The following is a 15,841-nucleotide window of genomic DNA, read 5'->3' on the forward strand; positions in this document are numbered from 1 at the left end:
CTGAGTTAGTATAGCGGGTTGAAGCCGCCTTTCGATAGGGGGGCTTCGCTTTGACGGATCGGAAGGGTCCCTATAGGATGGCGCACCTTCCGGACGGGCGGTATCGGTTACATTTTTGGAGTGTGGGGGCATGAGCCAGTCGGAATCCCTGATGGCAGGCAAGCGCGGTGTCATTCTCGGCGTCGCGAACGATAAATCCATTGCCTGGGGCATCGCCAAGGCCGCCGCGGATGCCGGCGCCGAACTGGCCTTTACCTATCAGGGCGAGGCGCTGGAGCGGCGGGTCAAACCGCTGGCGGACAGCGTCGGGTCCAAGATCGTGCTGCCTTGTGATGTCACCGACGAGGCCAGCATGGATTCGATCTTCGCGGCGTTGAAGGACGCCTGGGGCGAAATCGATTTCATGGTTCACGCCATTGCGTTCTCGGACAAGGATGAGCTGAAGGGGCATTACCTTCAGACTTCCCGGGCCAATTTCCTGCGGACCATGGACATTTCCTGCTATTCGCTGACCGCTTTATGCCAGCGCGCCGCGCCGATGATGGCCGAGGGCGGGTCGATCCTGACCCTGACCTATTACGGCGCAGAGCGGGTGATGCCGCACTATAACGTCATGGGCGTCGCCAAGGCGGCGTTGGAGGCTTCCGTGCGCTATCTGGCCGCCGATATGGGGGCGTCCGGCATCCGGGTGAACGCGATTTCCGCCGGTCCGATCAAGACCCTGGCAGCCAGCGGGATCGGCGATTTCCGGTATATCCTGAAATGGAACGAGTTGAATTCGCCCCTGCGCCGTAACGTGACGATCGACGAGGTTGGCGGCGCCGGCCTGTATTTCCTGTCCGATCTGTCCTCCGGCGTCACCGGCGAGGTGCACCATGTCGACAGCGGCTATCACACGGTCGGTATGGTCGCCGTGGATCAGGCCGAGGCGGTGTCGGATCTTCTCGCCGGGCTGAACAAGAAGGCCGGGTAATGTCCCATAATGGTTTCGGCCATCTGTTCCGGGTGACGACCTATGGCGAAAGCCATGGGCCGGCGATCGGCTGTGTCGTCGACGGCTGCCCGCCGAAAATCCCCCTCAGCGAGGCCGATCTTCAACCCTTCCTGGACAAGCGCCGCCCCGGCCAGTCGCGCTATACGACCCAGCGCCGCGAGGCGGACGAGGTTCGTATCCTGTCGGGCGTGTTCGACGGCCTGACGACGGGCGCGCCGATCGGGCTGCAGATCGAAAACACCGACCAGCGCTCCAAGGATTATTCCGAAATCGCGGCGAAGTTCCGTCCGGGGCACGCCGACTTCACCTACTGGGAAAAATACGGCATCCGCGACTATCGTGGCGGTGGGCGTTCCTCCGCGCGTGAGACGGCGATGCGCGTTGCGGCCGGCGGCGTGGCGCGCAAGGCGCTGGAATGTCTGGTGCCCGGCCTGTCCATTCGCGGCGCACTGGTCCAGATGGGCCCGCATGTCATCGACCGTGCGCGCTGGAAATGGTCCGAGGTCGACGAGAACCCGTTCTTCTGCCCCGATCCGGTCGCCGCCGGGGAATGGGCGAACTACCTGGACGGCGTGCGCAAGTCCGGATCGTCCTGCGGCGCCGTCATCGAAGTCGTAGCCGAAGGCGTCCCGGCGGGCTGGGGCGCGCCGATCTATGGGAAGCTCGATTCCGACCTGGCCTGCGCGATGATGACGATCAATGCGGTGAAGGGCGTCGAAATCGGTGCCGGTTTCGGCGCGGCAGCCCTTTCGGGCGAAGAGAATGCCGACGAGATTCGCATCGGCAATGACGGCAAGCCGCTGTTCCGGTCCAATCAGGCCGGCGGCATTCTGGGCGGGATTTCGACCGGACAGCCGGTTGTGGTCCGGTTCGCGGTCAAGCCGACCAGTTCCATCCTGACGCCGCGCGACACGATCACGACCGACGGCCGGGAAACCGATATCGTGACCAAGGGGCGCCACGATCCCTGTGTTGGCATTCGCGCCGTGCCGGTGGGCGAGGCAATGATGGCCTGTACCCTGCTGGACCATTTGCTGCGCCACCGCGGCCAGTGCGGCTGACCAAATTCAACCCGAAAAAGCATCCAACGGACTGGCCGTTTCCCTCAGCAGGGCGACGAATTCCCGGGCGATCGGGTTCGGGCGCGCGCGTTTGGAATAGTGCGCCGCGATGTGGTCGGGAAGGGGCAGCAGCATGTTGGGGATACGCACCAGGCGTCCGGCGTCGATCCGCGCCTTGACCGATCGTGCCCATCCCAATGCCAAGCCTTCGCCATTCTCCGCGAAATCCAGCAGCACGTCATAGGAATTGATCGACGGGCCCTTCAGGGTTGGGGGCGGGGACACGCCGATATGGTGCAGGAAGTGTTTCCAGTCGGGCCAGGGACCGCCGGCCTGGGCCAGGTGCAGCAGGGGGCAGGATAGGATTGTCTCCGCCGTGACCTCGCCGCCCAGGCCCTGCAACAGTTTTGGTGCGCAGACCGGGAAGATGGCGTCGTCGGCGACGGGCTCGATCAGATAGGAATGTTCCGCCCATCGGCCGCTGCGCAGTCCAACATCGAAGTCCTTGTCGAACGCCTCCAACGGTTCCGAAGACGTGAAGACGCGAATGGTCAGGTCCGGGTAGCGGTGCTGAAACGCGCCGATACAGGGCGCGATCAGCAGGCTGGCCACCACCAGTTCCGAAAAGACGGTCAGGGTCTCGCTGTTCCGGCTTTCCCCGCGCAGCAGGTCCGCCGTCATGGCCAGGTCGCCCAGCGTCCGGCGCACGGTCTCCGCCAGAACCTCCCCGGCCGGCGTCGGGGTCACATCACGGCGGCCGCGCTCGAATAATCTGGTGTTAAGGCCTTGTTCCAATTGCCGGATCAACCGGCTGACGCTGGCCTGGGTCAGGTGCAGTTCTTCCGCCGCGCGGGTGAAATTGCGGTGCCGGAACGCGGCTTCGAAGGCAACCAGCGTATTCATGGGCGGCAGGCGCTTTTCCAGATATGCCATACGAATTCCAAATGTCTGATTATAGAAAACGTTAATTTACAGCGTATTGGAAAGTCATAGGATCGCCAAATCCAACATGCTTTGCTTTACAGCGGAGGGATTGAAAATGCGCGTCACCCCGATCACGGCCAGCTTCGGCGTCGAAATCGACGGGATCGATCTGGGCAAGGGTTTGTCGGCCGACCAGGCGGCGGACTTGTATGAGATCATGATGGACCGCGCGGTCCTGCTGTTCCGCGATCAGCCGCTGACCTCCGAGGCGCATCTGGCGCTGGGCGAGGCCTTCGGACCGTTGGCCCCGAAACATCCGCTCTATCCGACGCCGGATGGTTTCGAGAACATCATGATCATCCGAAACGACGCCAAGAATCCGCCGGAAAGCGAGAAGTGGCATACGGATATCAGCTGCGACGCCAACCCGCCCTTCGTGTCGCTGTTGCTGTCCAAGATCATCCCGGATGCCGGCGGCGATACCCTGTTCTGCGACATGCGCGCCGTGCATGACGCGCTGTCCGAACCCGTTCGCACCCTCTTGGCGGGGCTGATGGCCGAGCACCGCATGGACAAGGGTTTCGATTATCTGCGTGAGATGGGGCATCATGACCGGGCGGATATGCTGATGACCGACGCCATCCGCAACCGGAACACGGACCATCCGGTGATCAAACATCATCCGTCCAGCGGCCGGCCCTTCATCTATGTAAACCAGGCCTTCACGACGCGCATTCTGGGCCTGACCAAGTCCGAGAGTACGGCGCTACTGAATGTGATCTACGATTTGATCCATCAGCCGCGCCATCAGCTCCGTATCCGCTGGAAGCCGGACATGCTGGCGGTCTGGGACAATTGGTCGACCCAGCATATGGCGACCGGCGACCATTTCCCGAAGGAACGGGAAATGCGCCGTGTCACGGTCATCGCCGACAAGCGCTCCCGTCCGTTCACCGAACCGGCCATGGCCGCCGCCGAGTAGGGGGAAAGGACGCATGGCGCCGGAATTCCGACTCATAGGTCCGGAATTCCTGACGCATCAGGCCGGTCTCGACGGCCCGTCTAACGCGGCCGCAGATCGCCTCCCGGTTCTCGTCCTGTCCGCTAGCCAAGCCTACCGGACGATCCGCCGCCCATGCCCGAAAGACCGTGCCTGACCCGAAACGGACTTAGATGCATTCTTCTTCGCACCTGAATGCTTCCGACACTACCAGTCGGGTTGGACCACTAGAGTGGGGCAGAACAAAGTTTGTTCCTCGCAGTTGATATCGATCAGGTTTTTCTTAAGAAGAATGGGCGCATTTCAATTGACGAATTTATTAAATTAACCCCGACTTCTATCTATTTCCTTCAATTTCCTCGTAAATAGAGTCTATATAATCCATGAAAATACCACGACTTTCTTCTTTTGATGCACCTGAGGTGGTAAATATCAACGAATCTTCGTGAAACATGACTATAACAGGATTCATTGTCTGATCATTGTGACGCAGTAATTCTTCCTCCATTACCTGCTCCACCCTTATCGCTGCACGCAAAACACATTCTCCACCAACTGTAGAAGTTGAAGCGAAAACAAAATAAAAAACAATATCTACATCATCGCTTTCCTTCACATTCAGGTCGAAATTATTTATTATATTGTTCGTGAATTTTGTTTTGTAGTATCCTTCCTTCTCGATTGGACACTTCGGATCCTCAGAGACACCAATCTTGAGCCGTAGAGTTTCCAAACCTTCAAGCCAGGGCATCGGCCGACCTGCTTGAGCTTGAGACCCAAACACAACCAGCAAAGCAATTACCAAACCCTTTAGGAGTATTCCTGGTCTTAGGTTAAGCATCCACACCCTCTTACCTCTCGTCGTCTGGAACAAAGCAAGGAACCGCCCTTCAAACGGGGTCAATCTTAATTGATCCAAGGCCATTGAAAAATGTGCAGTGTCGCCCAGAAAATCCAAAATCCAGAGTTTGTCCTCCGACTTCCGATCTACCGGCCTAAGACGTTGGTCGTTGGCACAAAATGACGTGAGACGGCAAACTTCTTTCAGATTTCAGTAGAGTCTGTTCCTGGCTACAGTCGCGTTTTCTCGTCCGGCGACTGGACCGTCCGCCTCACAACTGAAAGCGGACGGTGACTGTCTCGACCGCGCGTGACGTCGTGTCTCAAGGAATTTCGTCGGAACGGTCCAAAACCATAGGGCACGCGTGGCGGATTTCCGCGGTCTCCTGTCCGGAACTCTGCGTCGTTTCACGGTAGGGCGGGCAAGAAAGCGCTGGGACAAACTCGCCGGAACGGGTAGACCTTCGGGCGTGGATCCAACGACCGAAGGGGTTGCCCGTCATGCCGTCACGCGACAGCGTTCACGCCTTGCCGGTTCCGGAAGAGGACGATCTGGATCCGGACATCCGCAAATACTTCGACATCTGCCGCGAGAAACTGGGCCTGCTGCCCAATGTTCTGCGATCCTACAGCTTCCGCCCGGAACGACTGCGCCGTTTCATCGACAGCTACAACGAGATCATGCTGTCCGACGGCGCGCTGACCAAACTGGAGCGCGAGATGATCGCCGTCGTCGTTTCGTCCTGCAATCGTTGTTACTACTGTCTTGTGGCCCACGGTCAGCAGGTTCGCGCCCTGTCCGGGGATCCGGAACTGGGGGAGATGATCGCCCTGAACTACCGGGTCGCGGATTTGGACGACCGCACCATGGCGATGCTGGATTACGCCTGGGCGCTGACCGAGGCCCCGAACGACATCGATGCGGAAGACCGGGAGGTATTGATGGATCTGGGCTTCGACGCAAACGCGATCTGGGAGATCGTCGAGACCGCCGCCTTCTTCAACTACACGAACCGCATGGCGCATGGGTTGGAGATGATGCCGAACAGCGCCTATCACCGGATGAACAGAAGCGATGACGCCTGAGCGGAAAGACCAATGGGGCAACCCCGTGACCGCCGCGAATGCCGAGGCGGTCGACGCGCTGGACGCGACCTTGATGGCCTATATGGCGATGCGGATCGATATCGGCGACCGTCTGAAGTCAGTCTTCGCGGCCGATCCGGACATGCCGATGGCCTTGATCGTGAAAGGGGCCTTCCTGAAGATGTTCGCGACCGCCGCGATGGAGGAGGGCGCCCGCAAGACCCTGGGCGCCGCCCGTGAGGCGATCGCCCGCCGCCCGGTCTCCGCGCGCGAGGAAGCCCATCTGTCCGCGTTGGCTTCCTGGGTCGATGGCGAGATGGAAGCCGCCTGCCGGGGGTGGGAGGCGATCCTGGTCGATCATCCGCGCGACGTCCTTGCCCTGAAACTGTCCCAGTTGAACCGGTTCTATCTCGGCGTGGCGAAGGATATGCGCAACGCCGCCGGGCGTACCTGGTATGCCTGGGACGCGACGGTGCCCGGCTATGGCTTCATCGCCGGCTCCTATGCCTTCGCGCTGGAGGAGGCGGGGGAATACGCCCGGGCCGAACGGTTGGGGCGCCGCGCAATCGACCTGGAACCGGCCGATATCTGGGCCGCCCATGCCGTCGCGCATGTCCTGGAAATGACCGGACGCAGCGCGGACGGACTGTCCTGGCTGGACGGGCTACGGGACCATTGGGGCCAGATCCACAATTTCGTGCATCACGCCCATTGGCACCGCGCCTTGTTCGCACTCGATTGCGGCGATGTCGCGAAGGCGCTGGCGATTTTCGATAACGATGTCTGGACGGATCGGGTCGAGGATTATCTGGATCTGTCCAACGGCGCATCCTTGCTGTGGCGGCTTGAGGAATGTGGGATAGATATCGGCCGACGCGCCGATCCCGTCGCCGATCTGGCCCTGAAGAAAGCGCGGGACCACGGGCTGGTCTTCGCCGATTGTCATGTCGCGCTGGCGCTCGCCATGGCGGGCCGGGCCGAGGAGCTGTCTGATTTTCTGGATGACCTGGACCGGTTCGCTGCGCGGCAAGGCACCCAGGCACAGGTCGCGGCCGATGTCGGACGTTCGCTATGCATGGCGGTACTTGCCGACGCGGCCGGCGATGCGGAGCAGGTGATCGATCTTTTGTTGGCGGCGCGCGGCGATCTGCATCGCATCGGCGGCAGCCACGCCCAGCGGGACCTGTTCGAACGGTTGCTGATCGCCAATACCATGAAAGCCGGACGCCCGGCCCTGGCCCGCGCGCTGCTGTCCGAGCGGCTGGAGGCAAGGCCGTCCGACGCCTGGGGCAAGGCACGCCGGACGAGGTTGGCCGCTGCCTGAAATCGGCCGATTCGCGGGTTTCGTGCGCTGGCAGCGGCCTAAAACCGCAATCCGGTTGCTGAATTCGCCTTGGTTTCACGCATACGAAACTTGATTGCCTGCTGCGGCGGCACGGATACCGGTGCCCGCTAACCCCTTGCGTCTTAAGCCGGTTCTCCGGCGCTTTCTTGGTGAATGGTGCGAATTCTAGTTGGATCGTTTCCCGCGCGTAGCGAGTTAACCTGCTGGAAGGAGTATTGGTACATCATTTATGGGCCGAATGCGGTATAGTAACGCCGAATGGGGGTCGCGCGACTAACAGACAATCCAGAAGGAAGGTCTTCGGTCGCTCTTCGGCCGTCCGATTGGGTGGGAATTCTTACGAAGAAACGTTTGAAACCGGGGTAGGTATATGGCGGGCGGCAGGTCGGTCTCTTATGAGGTCTACTACCTCCAATACGGTCGTTGGCAGATCCATCATCGCTATACCTATAGCGAGCGGGATAATGCGATCGAGGAGGCCAAACGGCTCGACAGCCAGGGGCATTTCGATGCGGCCTGTGTCGTGCGTGAAAGCTGGGACAACGCGACCGGAACCGCTTCCGAATCCGTCATCTATCACAGTCCGAAACTGAAGACCAAACCACCGGTCGCCTTCATCACCGCCGGCGATGACGGCAAGGCGAAGCCCAGTGCCGCGTCGGCGGGCGGCGGCGCGCGGGGCGGCGTCAAGAATGCGCCGCCGGGTTCGGCCGCTGCCAATGCCGCCGCGGAAGCGAAGAAAAAGGCGGCTGCCAAAAAGGCCGCAAACAAGCAGGGTCCGGCAAAGGAGCCGGATCTTCGCCGCCCACCGAAGCAAGGCGATCGTCGGCGCGAGGACGAGGCGGATTGGGCCGCCGCCATTCCCAAGATGATCATCGCCTTTCTGCTGGCCTGCGTGGTCGGCACCGGCGCGGGCGTCCTGGCCTATTACGCCATCAAGCTGCTGTCGGTCGCCGGGATCGTCTTCGGGCTTAACGTCAATCAGTTCATCCTGATCGGGGCGTGGTTCTTTGGCTGGGCCGTTACATTCTTCCCCTTGCTGAAGAAGATCCTGTCCGGCATCCGCGCGAAAGCCGCCTTGGCGCAACCCGGTCCGAGCGTCGATATGCAGGAGGCGATGCGCCGTCGACGCGAGTCCGATGCGGCGGCGAAGGCGCTGTCCGACGCGGCGAGCGCGCTGGACGCCCTGACCGCGAAGCCGGAGGAGAGCGCGCCGCCGCCCGAGGACAGTGAACAGGAAGAGACGGTTCCGCCGGATGAGCCCATCGAAACACCCGAACCGCAGGACGAACCGGAACTGCCAGCCGAGCCGAAAAGCGAGAATTTGGGACCCGCGCCGCTGCGTGCGGCCCTCGCCGAACTGGTGGACGAAGCGAAGCGCTTGTCCAACAACTCGCTGGATAAGGACCATTTCTTGCGGTTCGGGGTGATCCTTTTCCTGGCGGGCGCGGCGGAAACGCTGGCCCGGCGGTTCAAGGTCGCCGCCCGGGAAGTGACGACAATATTGAGCGAACAGATCGAAACTCTGGGGGTTTCCGCGTCGATGGCTTTGGGTTTCGCGGCCAATATCGACGAATACCTGCTGGATAAGCGCTATTTCGAAATGTACGCCGCCGGCCGGGGGGGCGTGTTGGGGCAGGGCGAGGACACGAAGGGCGACAGCGGCATGTCGACCGCTTTCAAACTGTGGAAGACGCCCAAGGCGCCGCCCGGTCAGGACCGCAATGCGGCGGACGATCCGAAACATTACGACAACGCGCCCGGCGATCAGGAACATTACGGGTTCGTTGCGGTCCTATTTACCGACATCGTCGGATCGACCCATAAGCAGCAGACCATGGGCGATGCCTGGCTGATGAATGTCGTGCGGGCCCATAACGATATCGTCCGCGAAGCGATCTCCAAACATGGCGGCCGCGAGATCAAACATACCGGCGACGGGATCATGGCATCCTTCCCGGCAGTCGTATCCTCGGTCGAAGCTGCTTTGGCCATGCAGGACGGCATTCAGAAGTTCAGCGAGATGATGCCGGACCTGGCCTTTGAAATCTGCGTCGGGATCAGCGCCGGGGAGCCGATCCACGAGAGCGGCGATCTGTTCGGGACGCCGGTAAATCTGGCCGCCCGCGTGTTGTCGAAGGCCAGTGCCCATGAAACGGCGGTTAGCAGCATCGTCCGCGAAATGTGCCGCGGAAAGAGTTTCATCTTCGAGGAAATCGGCCGTTTCGATCTGAAGGGCTTCGAGGAACCGCAGCCCATTTTCCGGGTCAAGGACCGTCGCAAACGAGCGCGGGGCAACACCGCATCCGAAAAGGCCGTCGCCACCAGCAACTGACGGCGGCAGCACGCCGGTTCGCGTCGCGACTGAGCCAACCGCCAAGCGCCAGTCGCCTAGACTGGTCGACGAAGTTCGTTGCGGCGGAGCAAGGCGATGACCGGAAAATCCGGAAAACTGGTGTATGAAGGGGAGCGGGTTGCGGTCCCGGCGGATGAGGCATTTAGGGCCGTTGAAGCGGTTCTGACCCGCGCCGGATGCCCGGACGTCACGGCGCGAATCGTTGCCGACCACCTGGTCGATTCCGGTTTGAGCGGCGTCGAATCCCATGGGGTCATGCGCTGTCTGCAATATGCCGATCAGTTCCTCAGCGGTTACATGGATCCGGCTGCGTCCCCGATCTATGACACGGACCCGGTCCCGATCGTAGATGGGCAGGGCGGTATCGGCATTCTCGCCATGCATCTGGCCGCGCAAGAAGCGGTAGCCGGTGCGCGCCGTACCGGCGTTGCGGCGATCGCCATCCGTAATGTCGGGCATACGGGCCGGCTCGGCGCCTATGCCGAAAGGATCGCGGAGCAGGGATGCCTGTCCATCATAATCGGCGGAGGCGGACGCGAGAACTGGCGTCAGGTCGCGCCCTATGGCGGCCGTAAGGCGCTGCTGCCGACCAACCCTTACTGTATCGGCATGCCGGGTGGCTTGCAGGGGCCGGTTGTCCTGGATTTCGCGACGGCCATGATCGCCGGCGGTTGGATCTATGCGGCGCGCAATGCCGGTGCGCGGCTGCCGGAGGGTGTCTTGATCGACCCGGATGGCATGCCCAGCACGGATCCCGAAGATTATTTCCGGGGCGGCGCGATACTGCCGGCCGGGGGGCCGAAGGGCTATGCCATGGCGGTTCTGGCCGAACTGATCGGCGAGGCAATGCTGGGCCCGGCGACGACGGAGATGAACTGGCTGATGGTCGTTCTGGACACGACCCGCTATCGGTCCGCGTCGGCGATTCAGGATGTGGCGGAAGAGATCCTGGCGGAGCTGCGGGACTGCCCGCCGGCGCCGGGCTTCGACCGCGTCCAGGTGCCGGGTGAAAGGGAGAGCGACGCACGGCGACGGGCGCGCGCTGAGGGCTTGATGCTGCCCGCGCCGACTTGGCGTCAGATTCTCGATGCTGCCGACGGCTGACCGCTATTCCGGCTTCTCGACCCGGTTTTCAATCGCGGGGATCGATTTCAGGTAAACCGCGATTGCCTTCAAATCGGCGTCGTTCAGATGGCTCAGCCCGTCCTCGATGGCCTCCGCCATGCTGCCCTGGACATTGTCGAAGGACGGTTTCGAACCGCTTTTTAAGAGATAGGCGATGTCGGCCTCGCTCCAATCCGCGATTCCGGTTTCATGCGGCGTGATATTGGGTACCAGTTCGCCTTCCGGACCGTCGGCCGTCCCGGCCAGATACATCGACGAATCCGTTCCACCGAAGATACCCCGCGGCGTGTGGCATTCGCCGCAATGGGACATGGCGTCTACCAGATAACGCCCCCGATTCCATTCCGCGCTTTGCGTGGGATCGTCCGCCAGTTCGCCTTCGGTGAAATTCATCATCGTCCAGCCGTTCAACAGGAACCGCCAGCCCAGTGGAAATTGGGCTTCATGGTCCTTGTTCGCCGCCCGGACAGGGACCAGCGAGAACAGGTAATCCTTGATGGCCAGCATGTCGTCTTCCCGCATCTTGGTGTAGCTGGGATAGGGGAAGACTGGGTAGTAGAGATGGCCTTCCGGTGCGGTGCCGGTTCGCAAGGCGGTGATGAAATCCGCGTCTGACCATTCGCCGATCCCCGTTTCAGGGTCCGGCGTGATGTTCGGTGAATAAAAGGTGCCGAAAGGGGTTTCGAGCGCCCGGCCGCCGGCGAAGGGTTGGGCCCCTTCGACGGATTCCGTATGACAGGACATGCACCCTGCCGCGCGGGACAAATACGCCCCGCGCGCCAGCGCATCGTCCGCCGTACCGGCCGATTGGGCCAGCACCATGCCCGAGGGCAAACCCATGCCCCAGGCGAGGAGTACCGCCAGACCGGCGGCGTGACGCTGAACCCCTGTCATAGCGGATGACAGGTTACTGTTCAGGCGCCCGGAAGGGCTTGTGGCAGCCACCGCAGGTCTTGCCGACTTCACCCAGCGCCGCACCCAGTTGGGCCGGATCGCCGGATTCTGCGGCGGCAATCACGGTCTGGGTTGCGGCGGAAAAATCGTCGGCCGCCTTCTGGAATCCGGCCCAGTCGGACCAGATTTCAGCCTTGGCTCGGCTCTTTTCCGGTATCGCCTCGACATCGAAAAGCAGCGGCACGGTCTGCGCCAGGGAGTTCAGGCCCTGCGCATGCACAACGGTACCGGCGTCGGCCGTTGCTTCACCCTTTGCGACGGCACCGAGCGCCTTCATATGGCCGGCGATGGCCTTCATGGCGGAATTCCGAAGCATGTAGTTCTGATCCGGCGCGACGGCGGTGGCGGCCATCGTTTCGGCCGGTGCGACTTCCGGCGCGGCCATTTCGGGCGCGGCGGCGAAGTGAGTGTAAGCGAAGACGGCGGCGGCGCCGATGATCAAGCCACCCACACCAAAGACGACATTTCCGGCCATGTATCTATCCCTTTCCATACGCGTAGCTGCGCACCGCGGAATGCGGCGCGACCGGCTGTTTGAAAGATGACGTCAGTAAACCCGGTTTTCTCCATCGGCTCCAATAGAGATTTTGTGAATAAACAGCTTTCGGCTTCCGACACACGTGGTCCGGGCGTAAATTTTCAGGCGCGAGACGACGGGAACAATCGGGTTCTCCTACGTCGCAACGGGAGACGGAACGTGACTGAGGGGTCGAATAAATCAGAAGGGATTTTTCTCGGTTCCAACCGGAGAGGCGCCCTTCGTGCCACTTTGGGGCTTGCGGTCGCGGCGCCGGCCATGCTGATCGCAGCGCGCGCGGTGCAGGGCGCCGAATTCGCCGCCGGTACGGAAGGCAAATGCGCGACCTGCCGCTACTGGGGTGGAAAGCGCAGGATCGGTCAAGGCGGCGGCACCGTTTCGGCGGACGGCACCGGGTGGTGCAACAATCCGGCAAGCCCTGCCTATCAGAAGGAAACGAGACCCGATCAAGGCGCGCCGGTTTGGACCCGGTGGGAGGCGCTGGACGGCTGATCGGGCGACCGGTTAGGCCATGTAACGGGTAATCCAGAAAATTAACGTTGTGAACGCGGGCCCGGTTTGGCGAAACTTCGGCTCATACAGGACAGTTTTTCGGCAGGGAGTTGCGTGACATGGCGGAGTTTCCCAATCGGGCGGATGTGGTGATCGTTGGCGGCGGCGTGGCCGGGTGCTCCATCGCCTATCACCTGACCAAGATCGGTATCAGCGACGTCGTTCTGTGCGAACGCAAACAGCTTACCAGTGGCACGACCTGGCACGCGGCGGGCTTGATCGGCCAATTGCGCCCGAACCGGAATATGACCGAATTGGCCAAGTACACGGCCGACCTGCTTTTCGATCTGGAGAAGGAAACCGGCCAGTCGACCGGGTTCAAACAGAACGGTTCCTTGCATACCGCGCTGAACGAAGCGCGCTTTGAGGAAGTTAAACGCGCGGCATCCATGGCGAACAGTTTCGGTCTGGCGGTCGAACTGCTGACGCCTGACGATTTGAAGTCGATCTATCCGTTGCTGAATACCGACGGCATGGTCGGCGGCGCTTTCCTTCCGGGTGATGGCCAGGCAAACCCGATCGACACGACCCAGGCCTTCGCCAAGGGCGCGCGCATGGGCGGCGCGAAGATCTTCGAACATACCAAGGTCACGAAAATCCTGGTCGAGGGCGGCCGGGCGGTCGGCGTTCTGACCGACAAGGGGGAAATCCGCGCGGGCACCGTGGTGATTGCGGGCGGTATGTGGTCGCGCGATCTCGGCGCCTCCATCGGCGTGAACCTGCCGCTGCATGCAGCAGAGCATTTCTACATCGTTACCGAGCCGCTGGACGGCCTGCCGGGCAATCTGCCGGTCCTGCGGGTCATGGACGAGCATGCCTATTACAAGGAAGATGCCGGTAAGATCCTGCTGGGCGCCTTCGAGCCGGGCGCCAAACCCTGGGGCATGAACGGCATTCCCGAGGATTTCGAGTTCGAGACCCTGCCGGAAGATATCGATCACTTCACACCGGTCCTGGAATACGCCATGAACCGGCTGCCCATCCTGCAGGAAGCGGGTATCGCGCTATTCTTCAACGGGCCCGAAAGCTTCACGCCGGACGACCGTTATCTGTTGGGCGAAACGCCGGAAGTGCGGGACCTGTTCGTTGCCTGCGGCTTCAATTCGATCGGCATTCAATCGTCGGGTGGGGTTGGCAAGGTTTTGGCGGACTGGATCCGCGACCGTCATCCGCCGATGGATCTCGCCGATGTCGACGTGCGCCGAATGGCACATTTTCAGAACAACAAGAGCTATCTGCACGACCGCACGACGGAAACGCTGGGATTGCTCTATTCCATGCATTGGCCGAATTTCCAGGTCGAGACCGCGCGCGGTGTGCGGCGGACGCCGCTGCATGATCGGCTGGATGCGGCCGGGGCGGTCTGGGGTGAGACAGCCGGCTGGGAACGGCCGATGTGGTTCGCGCCGGACGGCGTGGCGCGGCGGTTCGATTACTCCTTTCATCGCCCGGGCTGGTTCGATCATGTCGGTGAAGAATGCCGGGCGACGCGGGACTCGGTCGCGCTGTACGACCAATCCAGCTTCGCCAAGTTCCGTGTCGAGGGGCGCGATGCCTGCGCGGTCCTGAACCGGATCTGCGCCAATCAGGTCGACGTGCCGCCTGGCAAGATGGTCTATACCCAATGGCTGAACGACCGTGGCGGAATCGAAGCGGACCTGACCGTGACCCGCCTGTCGGAGACGGTCTATCTGGTGGTAACGGCGGGTGCCGCACAAGTGCGCGATTTCGCCTGGCTGACCCGTCACATCCCGAAAGACGCCCATTGCATCGCGACCGACATTACCAGCGGCCTGCCGATGTTCGGGGTGATGGGGCCGAACAGCCGCGCCCTGTTGGAAAAGGTGACGGGGGCGGATTTGTCGAACGAGGCCTTTCCCTTCGGCACGATGCAGGAACTGGAACTGGGCTATGCCAAGGTCCGGGCGGGGCGCATCACCTATGTCGGCGAACTGGGGTGGGAGATCTATGTTCCGGCGGAATTCTCGACCCATGTCTATGACCGGATTGCCGAAGCCGGGGCGGAGTTCGGGCTGAAGCATGCGGGTTATTTCGCGCTGAATATCTGTCGTACCGAGAAAGGCTTCCGGCATTGGGGACATGATATCGGCGATGAGGACACGCCGGTCGAGGCAGGGCTGAGTTTCGCCGTCGCCTGGGACAAGCCCGATTTTATCGGGCGTGAGGCGGTGCTGCGCCAGAAGGAAGCGGGCATCCCCGCCAAGCGGATGGTGCAGATCTGTTTGGAACGGGACGATGCCGATGCGCCGATGATGTTCCACGAAGAGCCGATCTACCGCAACGGCGTGCTGGTCGGGTCCACGACGTCCGGGGCATGGGGACACCGGATCGAAAAGTCGATCGGCATGGGATACATTACCTGCCCAGGGGACGAAGGCGGCAAAGCGACCAAGGACTGGATCGAATCGGGTGACTATGAGGTCGAGATCGCTTTCAAAAGATACAAGGCGACCGCCCAATTGAAGCCGCTTTACGATCCGGCGGCACTGAAAACGAAAGGGTAAGGTTTGGCACAACTGATTGTTCTGTCCGGCCTGCCGGGGGTGGGGAAGACCACATTCGCGCGCGCCCTCGCGGCGGAGACGGGCGCGGTCCTGATCCGGATCGATTCCATCGAACAGGCCCTGCGCGCGAAACCCGGTCAGGACATCGGCCCGGCCGGGTATCTGATCGGATATGGCGTCGCGCGGGATCATCTGCGCAAGGGCCGCACCGTCGTCGCGGATTCGGTCAACCCCGTTCCGGAATCGCGGGACGGTTGGCGCCGGGCAGCACGGGACGCCGAGGCCGATATCCAGGAAATCGAACTCGTCTGTTCCAACAAGAAGGAGCATAAGCGCCGGGTGGAAACGCGCGTTCCGGATATCGAGGGGTTGGTTCCCCCACGATGGAAGGATGTCCGGAAACGGGATTACCGGGCCTGGACCGACGACGTCGCTCGGATCGATACCGCGTCCGCGGCGCCCGATGCTCTGGTTGCCGCTTTCCTGGCCACTTCCCGGACATCGGCGGGCGCATAGGGCTACTATTTTCCCGTCCCGCCAT

The 15,841-nt window shown here is 61.7% G+C and carries 14 protein-coding genes; 10 read left to right on the plus strand and 4 right to left on the minus strand.

Annotated features, from left to right (window positions below; all coding sequences use genetic code 11):
• Nucleotides 1-130: 130 nt before the first annotated feature.
• Nucleotides 131-973 (plus strand): enoyl-ACP reductase FabI, encoded by an 843-nt coding sequence (gene fabI, locus ACO06O_RS06095; protein ID WP_421877362.1) that lies wholly within the window; start codon nucleotides 131-133, stop codon nucleotides 971-973.
• Nucleotides 973-2,055, plus strand: coding sequence for a chorismate synthase (gene aroC, locus ACO06O_RS06100; RefSeq protein WP_421877364.1), 1,083 nt, complete (start codon nucleotides 973-975; stop codon nucleotides 2,053-2,055). The genes fabI and aroC overlap by 1 nt, the downstream gene beginning before the upstream one ends.
• 6 nt (nucleotides 2,056-2,061) lie before the next feature.
• On the opposite strand, the gene ACO06O_RS06105 is transcribed toward aroC, so the two are convergent.
• On the minus strand, nucleotides 2,062-2,988 hold the full coding sequence (locus ACO06O_RS06105; protein WP_421877366.1) for a LysR substrate-binding domain-containing protein: 927 nt from the start codon (nucleotides 2,986-2,988) through the stop codon (nucleotides 2,062-2,064).
• 106 nt (nucleotides 2,989-3,094) lie between these two features.
• On the opposite strand from ACO06O_RS06105, the gene ACO06O_RS06110 reads away from it, so the two are divergent.
• A complete protein-coding gene (locus ACO06O_RS06110) occupies nucleotides 3,095-3,961 on the plus strand; it encodes a TauD/TfdA dioxygenase family protein (RefSeq protein WP_421877369.1) in 867 nt (288 codons plus the stop codon).
• 355 nt (nucleotides 3,962-4,316) lie between these two features.
• Here ACO06O_RS06110 and ACO06O_RS06115 read toward each other — a convergent pair whose 3' ends face one another.
• Nucleotides 4,317-4,937, minus strand: coding sequence for a hypothetical protein (locus tag ACO06O_RS06115; protein ID WP_421877372.1), 621 nt, complete (start codon nucleotides 4,935-4,937; stop codon nucleotides 4,317-4,319).
• Between the two features lie 383 nt (nucleotides 4,938-5,320).
• On the opposite strand from ACO06O_RS06115, the gene ACO06O_RS06120 reads away from it, so the two are divergent.
• The 4 genes from ACO06O_RS06120 (at nucleotide 5,321) to ACO06O_RS06135 (ending at nucleotide 10,710) form a co-directional block, all read left to right on the plus strand.
• Complete coding sequence (locus ACO06O_RS06120) at nucleotides 5,321-5,905, plus strand: peroxidase-related enzyme (RefSeq protein WP_421877374.1); 585 nt, start codon at nucleotides 5,321-5,323, stop codon at nucleotides 5,903-5,905.
• A 25-nt stretch (nucleotides 5,906-5,930) separates the two neighbouring features.
• Nucleotides 5,931-7,229 (plus strand): tetratricopeptide repeat protein, encoded by a 1,299-nt coding sequence (locus ACO06O_RS06125; RefSeq protein WP_421877376.1) that lies wholly within the window; start codon nucleotides 5,931-5,933, stop codon nucleotides 7,227-7,229.
• A 391-nt stretch (nucleotides 7,230-7,620) separates the two neighbouring features.
• Nucleotides 7,621-9,585 carry an adenylate/guanylate cyclase domain-containing protein gene (locus tag ACO06O_RS06130; protein WP_421877378.1) on the plus strand — a complete coding sequence of 655 codons (1,965 nt, stop codon included), beginning with the start codon at nucleotides 7,621-7,623 and terminating at the stop codon, nucleotides 9,583-9,585.
• Nucleotides 9,586-9,681: 96 nt separating this feature from the next.
• The gene (locus tag ACO06O_RS06135; protein WP_421877381.1) at nucleotides 9,682-10,710 is read left to right on the plus strand and encodes an Ldh family oxidoreductase; all 1,029 of its coding nucleotides are present in this window, start codon (nucleotides 9,682-9,684) and stop codon (nucleotides 10,708-10,710) included.
• 3 nt (nucleotides 10,711-10,713) lie between these two features.
• Here ACO06O_RS06135 and ACO06O_RS06140 read toward each other — a convergent pair whose 3' ends face one another.
• Together ACO06O_RS06140 and ACO06O_RS06145 are read right to left on the minus strand one after the other, a co-directional pair.
• Nucleotides 10,714-11,625, minus strand: coding sequence for a c-type cytochrome (locus tag ACO06O_RS06140; protein ID WP_421877383.1), 912 nt, complete (start codon nucleotides 11,623-11,625; stop codon nucleotides 10,714-10,716).
• Nucleotides 11,626-11,638: 13 nt separating this feature from the next.
• Entirely contained in the window at nucleotides 11,639-12,160 is a 522-nt protein-coding gene (locus tag ACO06O_RS06145; protein ID WP_421877386.1) for a c-type cytochrome, read from the minus strand.
• A 321-nt stretch (nucleotides 12,161-12,481) separates the two neighbouring features.
• On the opposite strand from ACO06O_RS06145, the gene ACO06O_RS06150 reads away from it, so the two are divergent.
• From ACO06O_RS06150 to ACO06O_RS06160, 3 genes are all read left to right on the plus strand, one after another.
• A complete protein-coding gene (locus ACO06O_RS06150; protein ID WP_421877388.1) occupies nucleotides 12,482-12,715 on the plus strand; it encodes a hypothetical protein in 234 nt (77 codons plus the stop codon).
• A gap of 119 nt (nucleotides 12,716-12,834) precedes the next feature.
• On the plus strand, nucleotides 12,835-15,300 hold the full coding sequence (locus tag ACO06O_RS06155) for a GcvT family protein (RefSeq protein WP_421877390.1): 2,466 nt from the start codon (nucleotides 12,835-12,837) through the stop codon (nucleotides 15,298-15,300).
• 3 nt (nucleotides 15,301-15,303) lie between these two features.
• Nucleotides 15,304-15,816, plus strand: coding sequence for an AAA family ATPase (locus tag ACO06O_RS06160; RefSeq protein ID WP_421877392.1), 513 nt, complete (start codon nucleotides 15,304-15,306; stop codon nucleotides 15,814-15,816).
• The last annotated feature ends 25 nt before the right edge of the window (nucleotides 15,817-15,841 follow it).

The organism is Pacificispira sp. (genome assembly GCF_965228185.1).
Taxonomy (GTDB): domain Bacteria; phylum Pseudomonadota; class Alphaproteobacteria; order UBA8366; family Aestuariispiraceae; genus Pacificispira.

What these genes read in the sequence shown, in the direction of transcription:
- ACO06O_RS06140 (WP_421877383.1), bottom strand. Translation starts at nt 11,625, where the DNA reads ATGACAGGGGTTCAGCGTCACGCCGCCGGTCTGGCGGTACTCCTCGCC.
- ACO06O_RS06130 (WP_421877378.1), top strand. Translation starts at nt 7,621, where the DNA reads ATGGCGGGCGGCAGGTCGGTCTCTTATGAGGTCTACTACCTCCAATAC.
- fabI (WP_421877362.1), top strand. Translation starts at nt 131, where the DNA reads ATGAGCCAGTCGGAATCCCTGATGGCAGGCAAGCGCGGTGTCATTCTC.
- ACO06O_RS06145 (WP_421877386.1), bottom strand. Translation starts at nt 12,160, where the DNA reads ATGGCCGGAAATGTCGTCTTTGGTGTGGGTGGCTTGATCATCGGCGCC.
- ACO06O_RS06110 (WP_421877369.1), top strand. Translation starts at nt 3,095, where the DNA reads ATGCGCGTCACCCCGATCACGGCCAGCTTCGGCGTCGAAATCGACGGG.
- aroC (WP_421877364.1), top strand. Translation starts at nt 973, where the DNA reads ATGTCCCATAATGGTTTCGGCCATCTGTTCCGGGTGACGACCTATGGC.
- ACO06O_RS06120 (WP_421877374.1), top strand. Translation starts at nt 5,321, where the DNA reads ATGCCGTCACGCGACAGCGTTCACGCCTTGCCGGTTCCGGAAGAGGAC.
- ACO06O_RS06155 (WP_421877390.1), top strand. Translation starts at nt 12,835, where the DNA reads ATGGCGGAGTTTCCCAATCGGGCGGATGTGGTGATCGTTGGCGGCGGC.
- ACO06O_RS06135 (WP_421877381.1), top strand. Translation starts at nt 9,682, where the DNA reads ATGACCGGAAAATCCGGAAAACTGGTGTATGAAGGGGAGCGGGTTGCG.
- ACO06O_RS06150 (WP_421877388.1), top strand. Translation starts at nt 12,482, where the DNA reads ATGCTGATCGCAGCGCGCGCGGTGCAGGGCGCCGAATTCGCCGCCGGT.
- ACO06O_RS06105 (WP_421877366.1), bottom strand. Translation starts at nt 2,988, where the DNA reads ATGGCATATCTGGAAAAGCGCCTGCCGCCCATGAATACGCTGGTTGCC.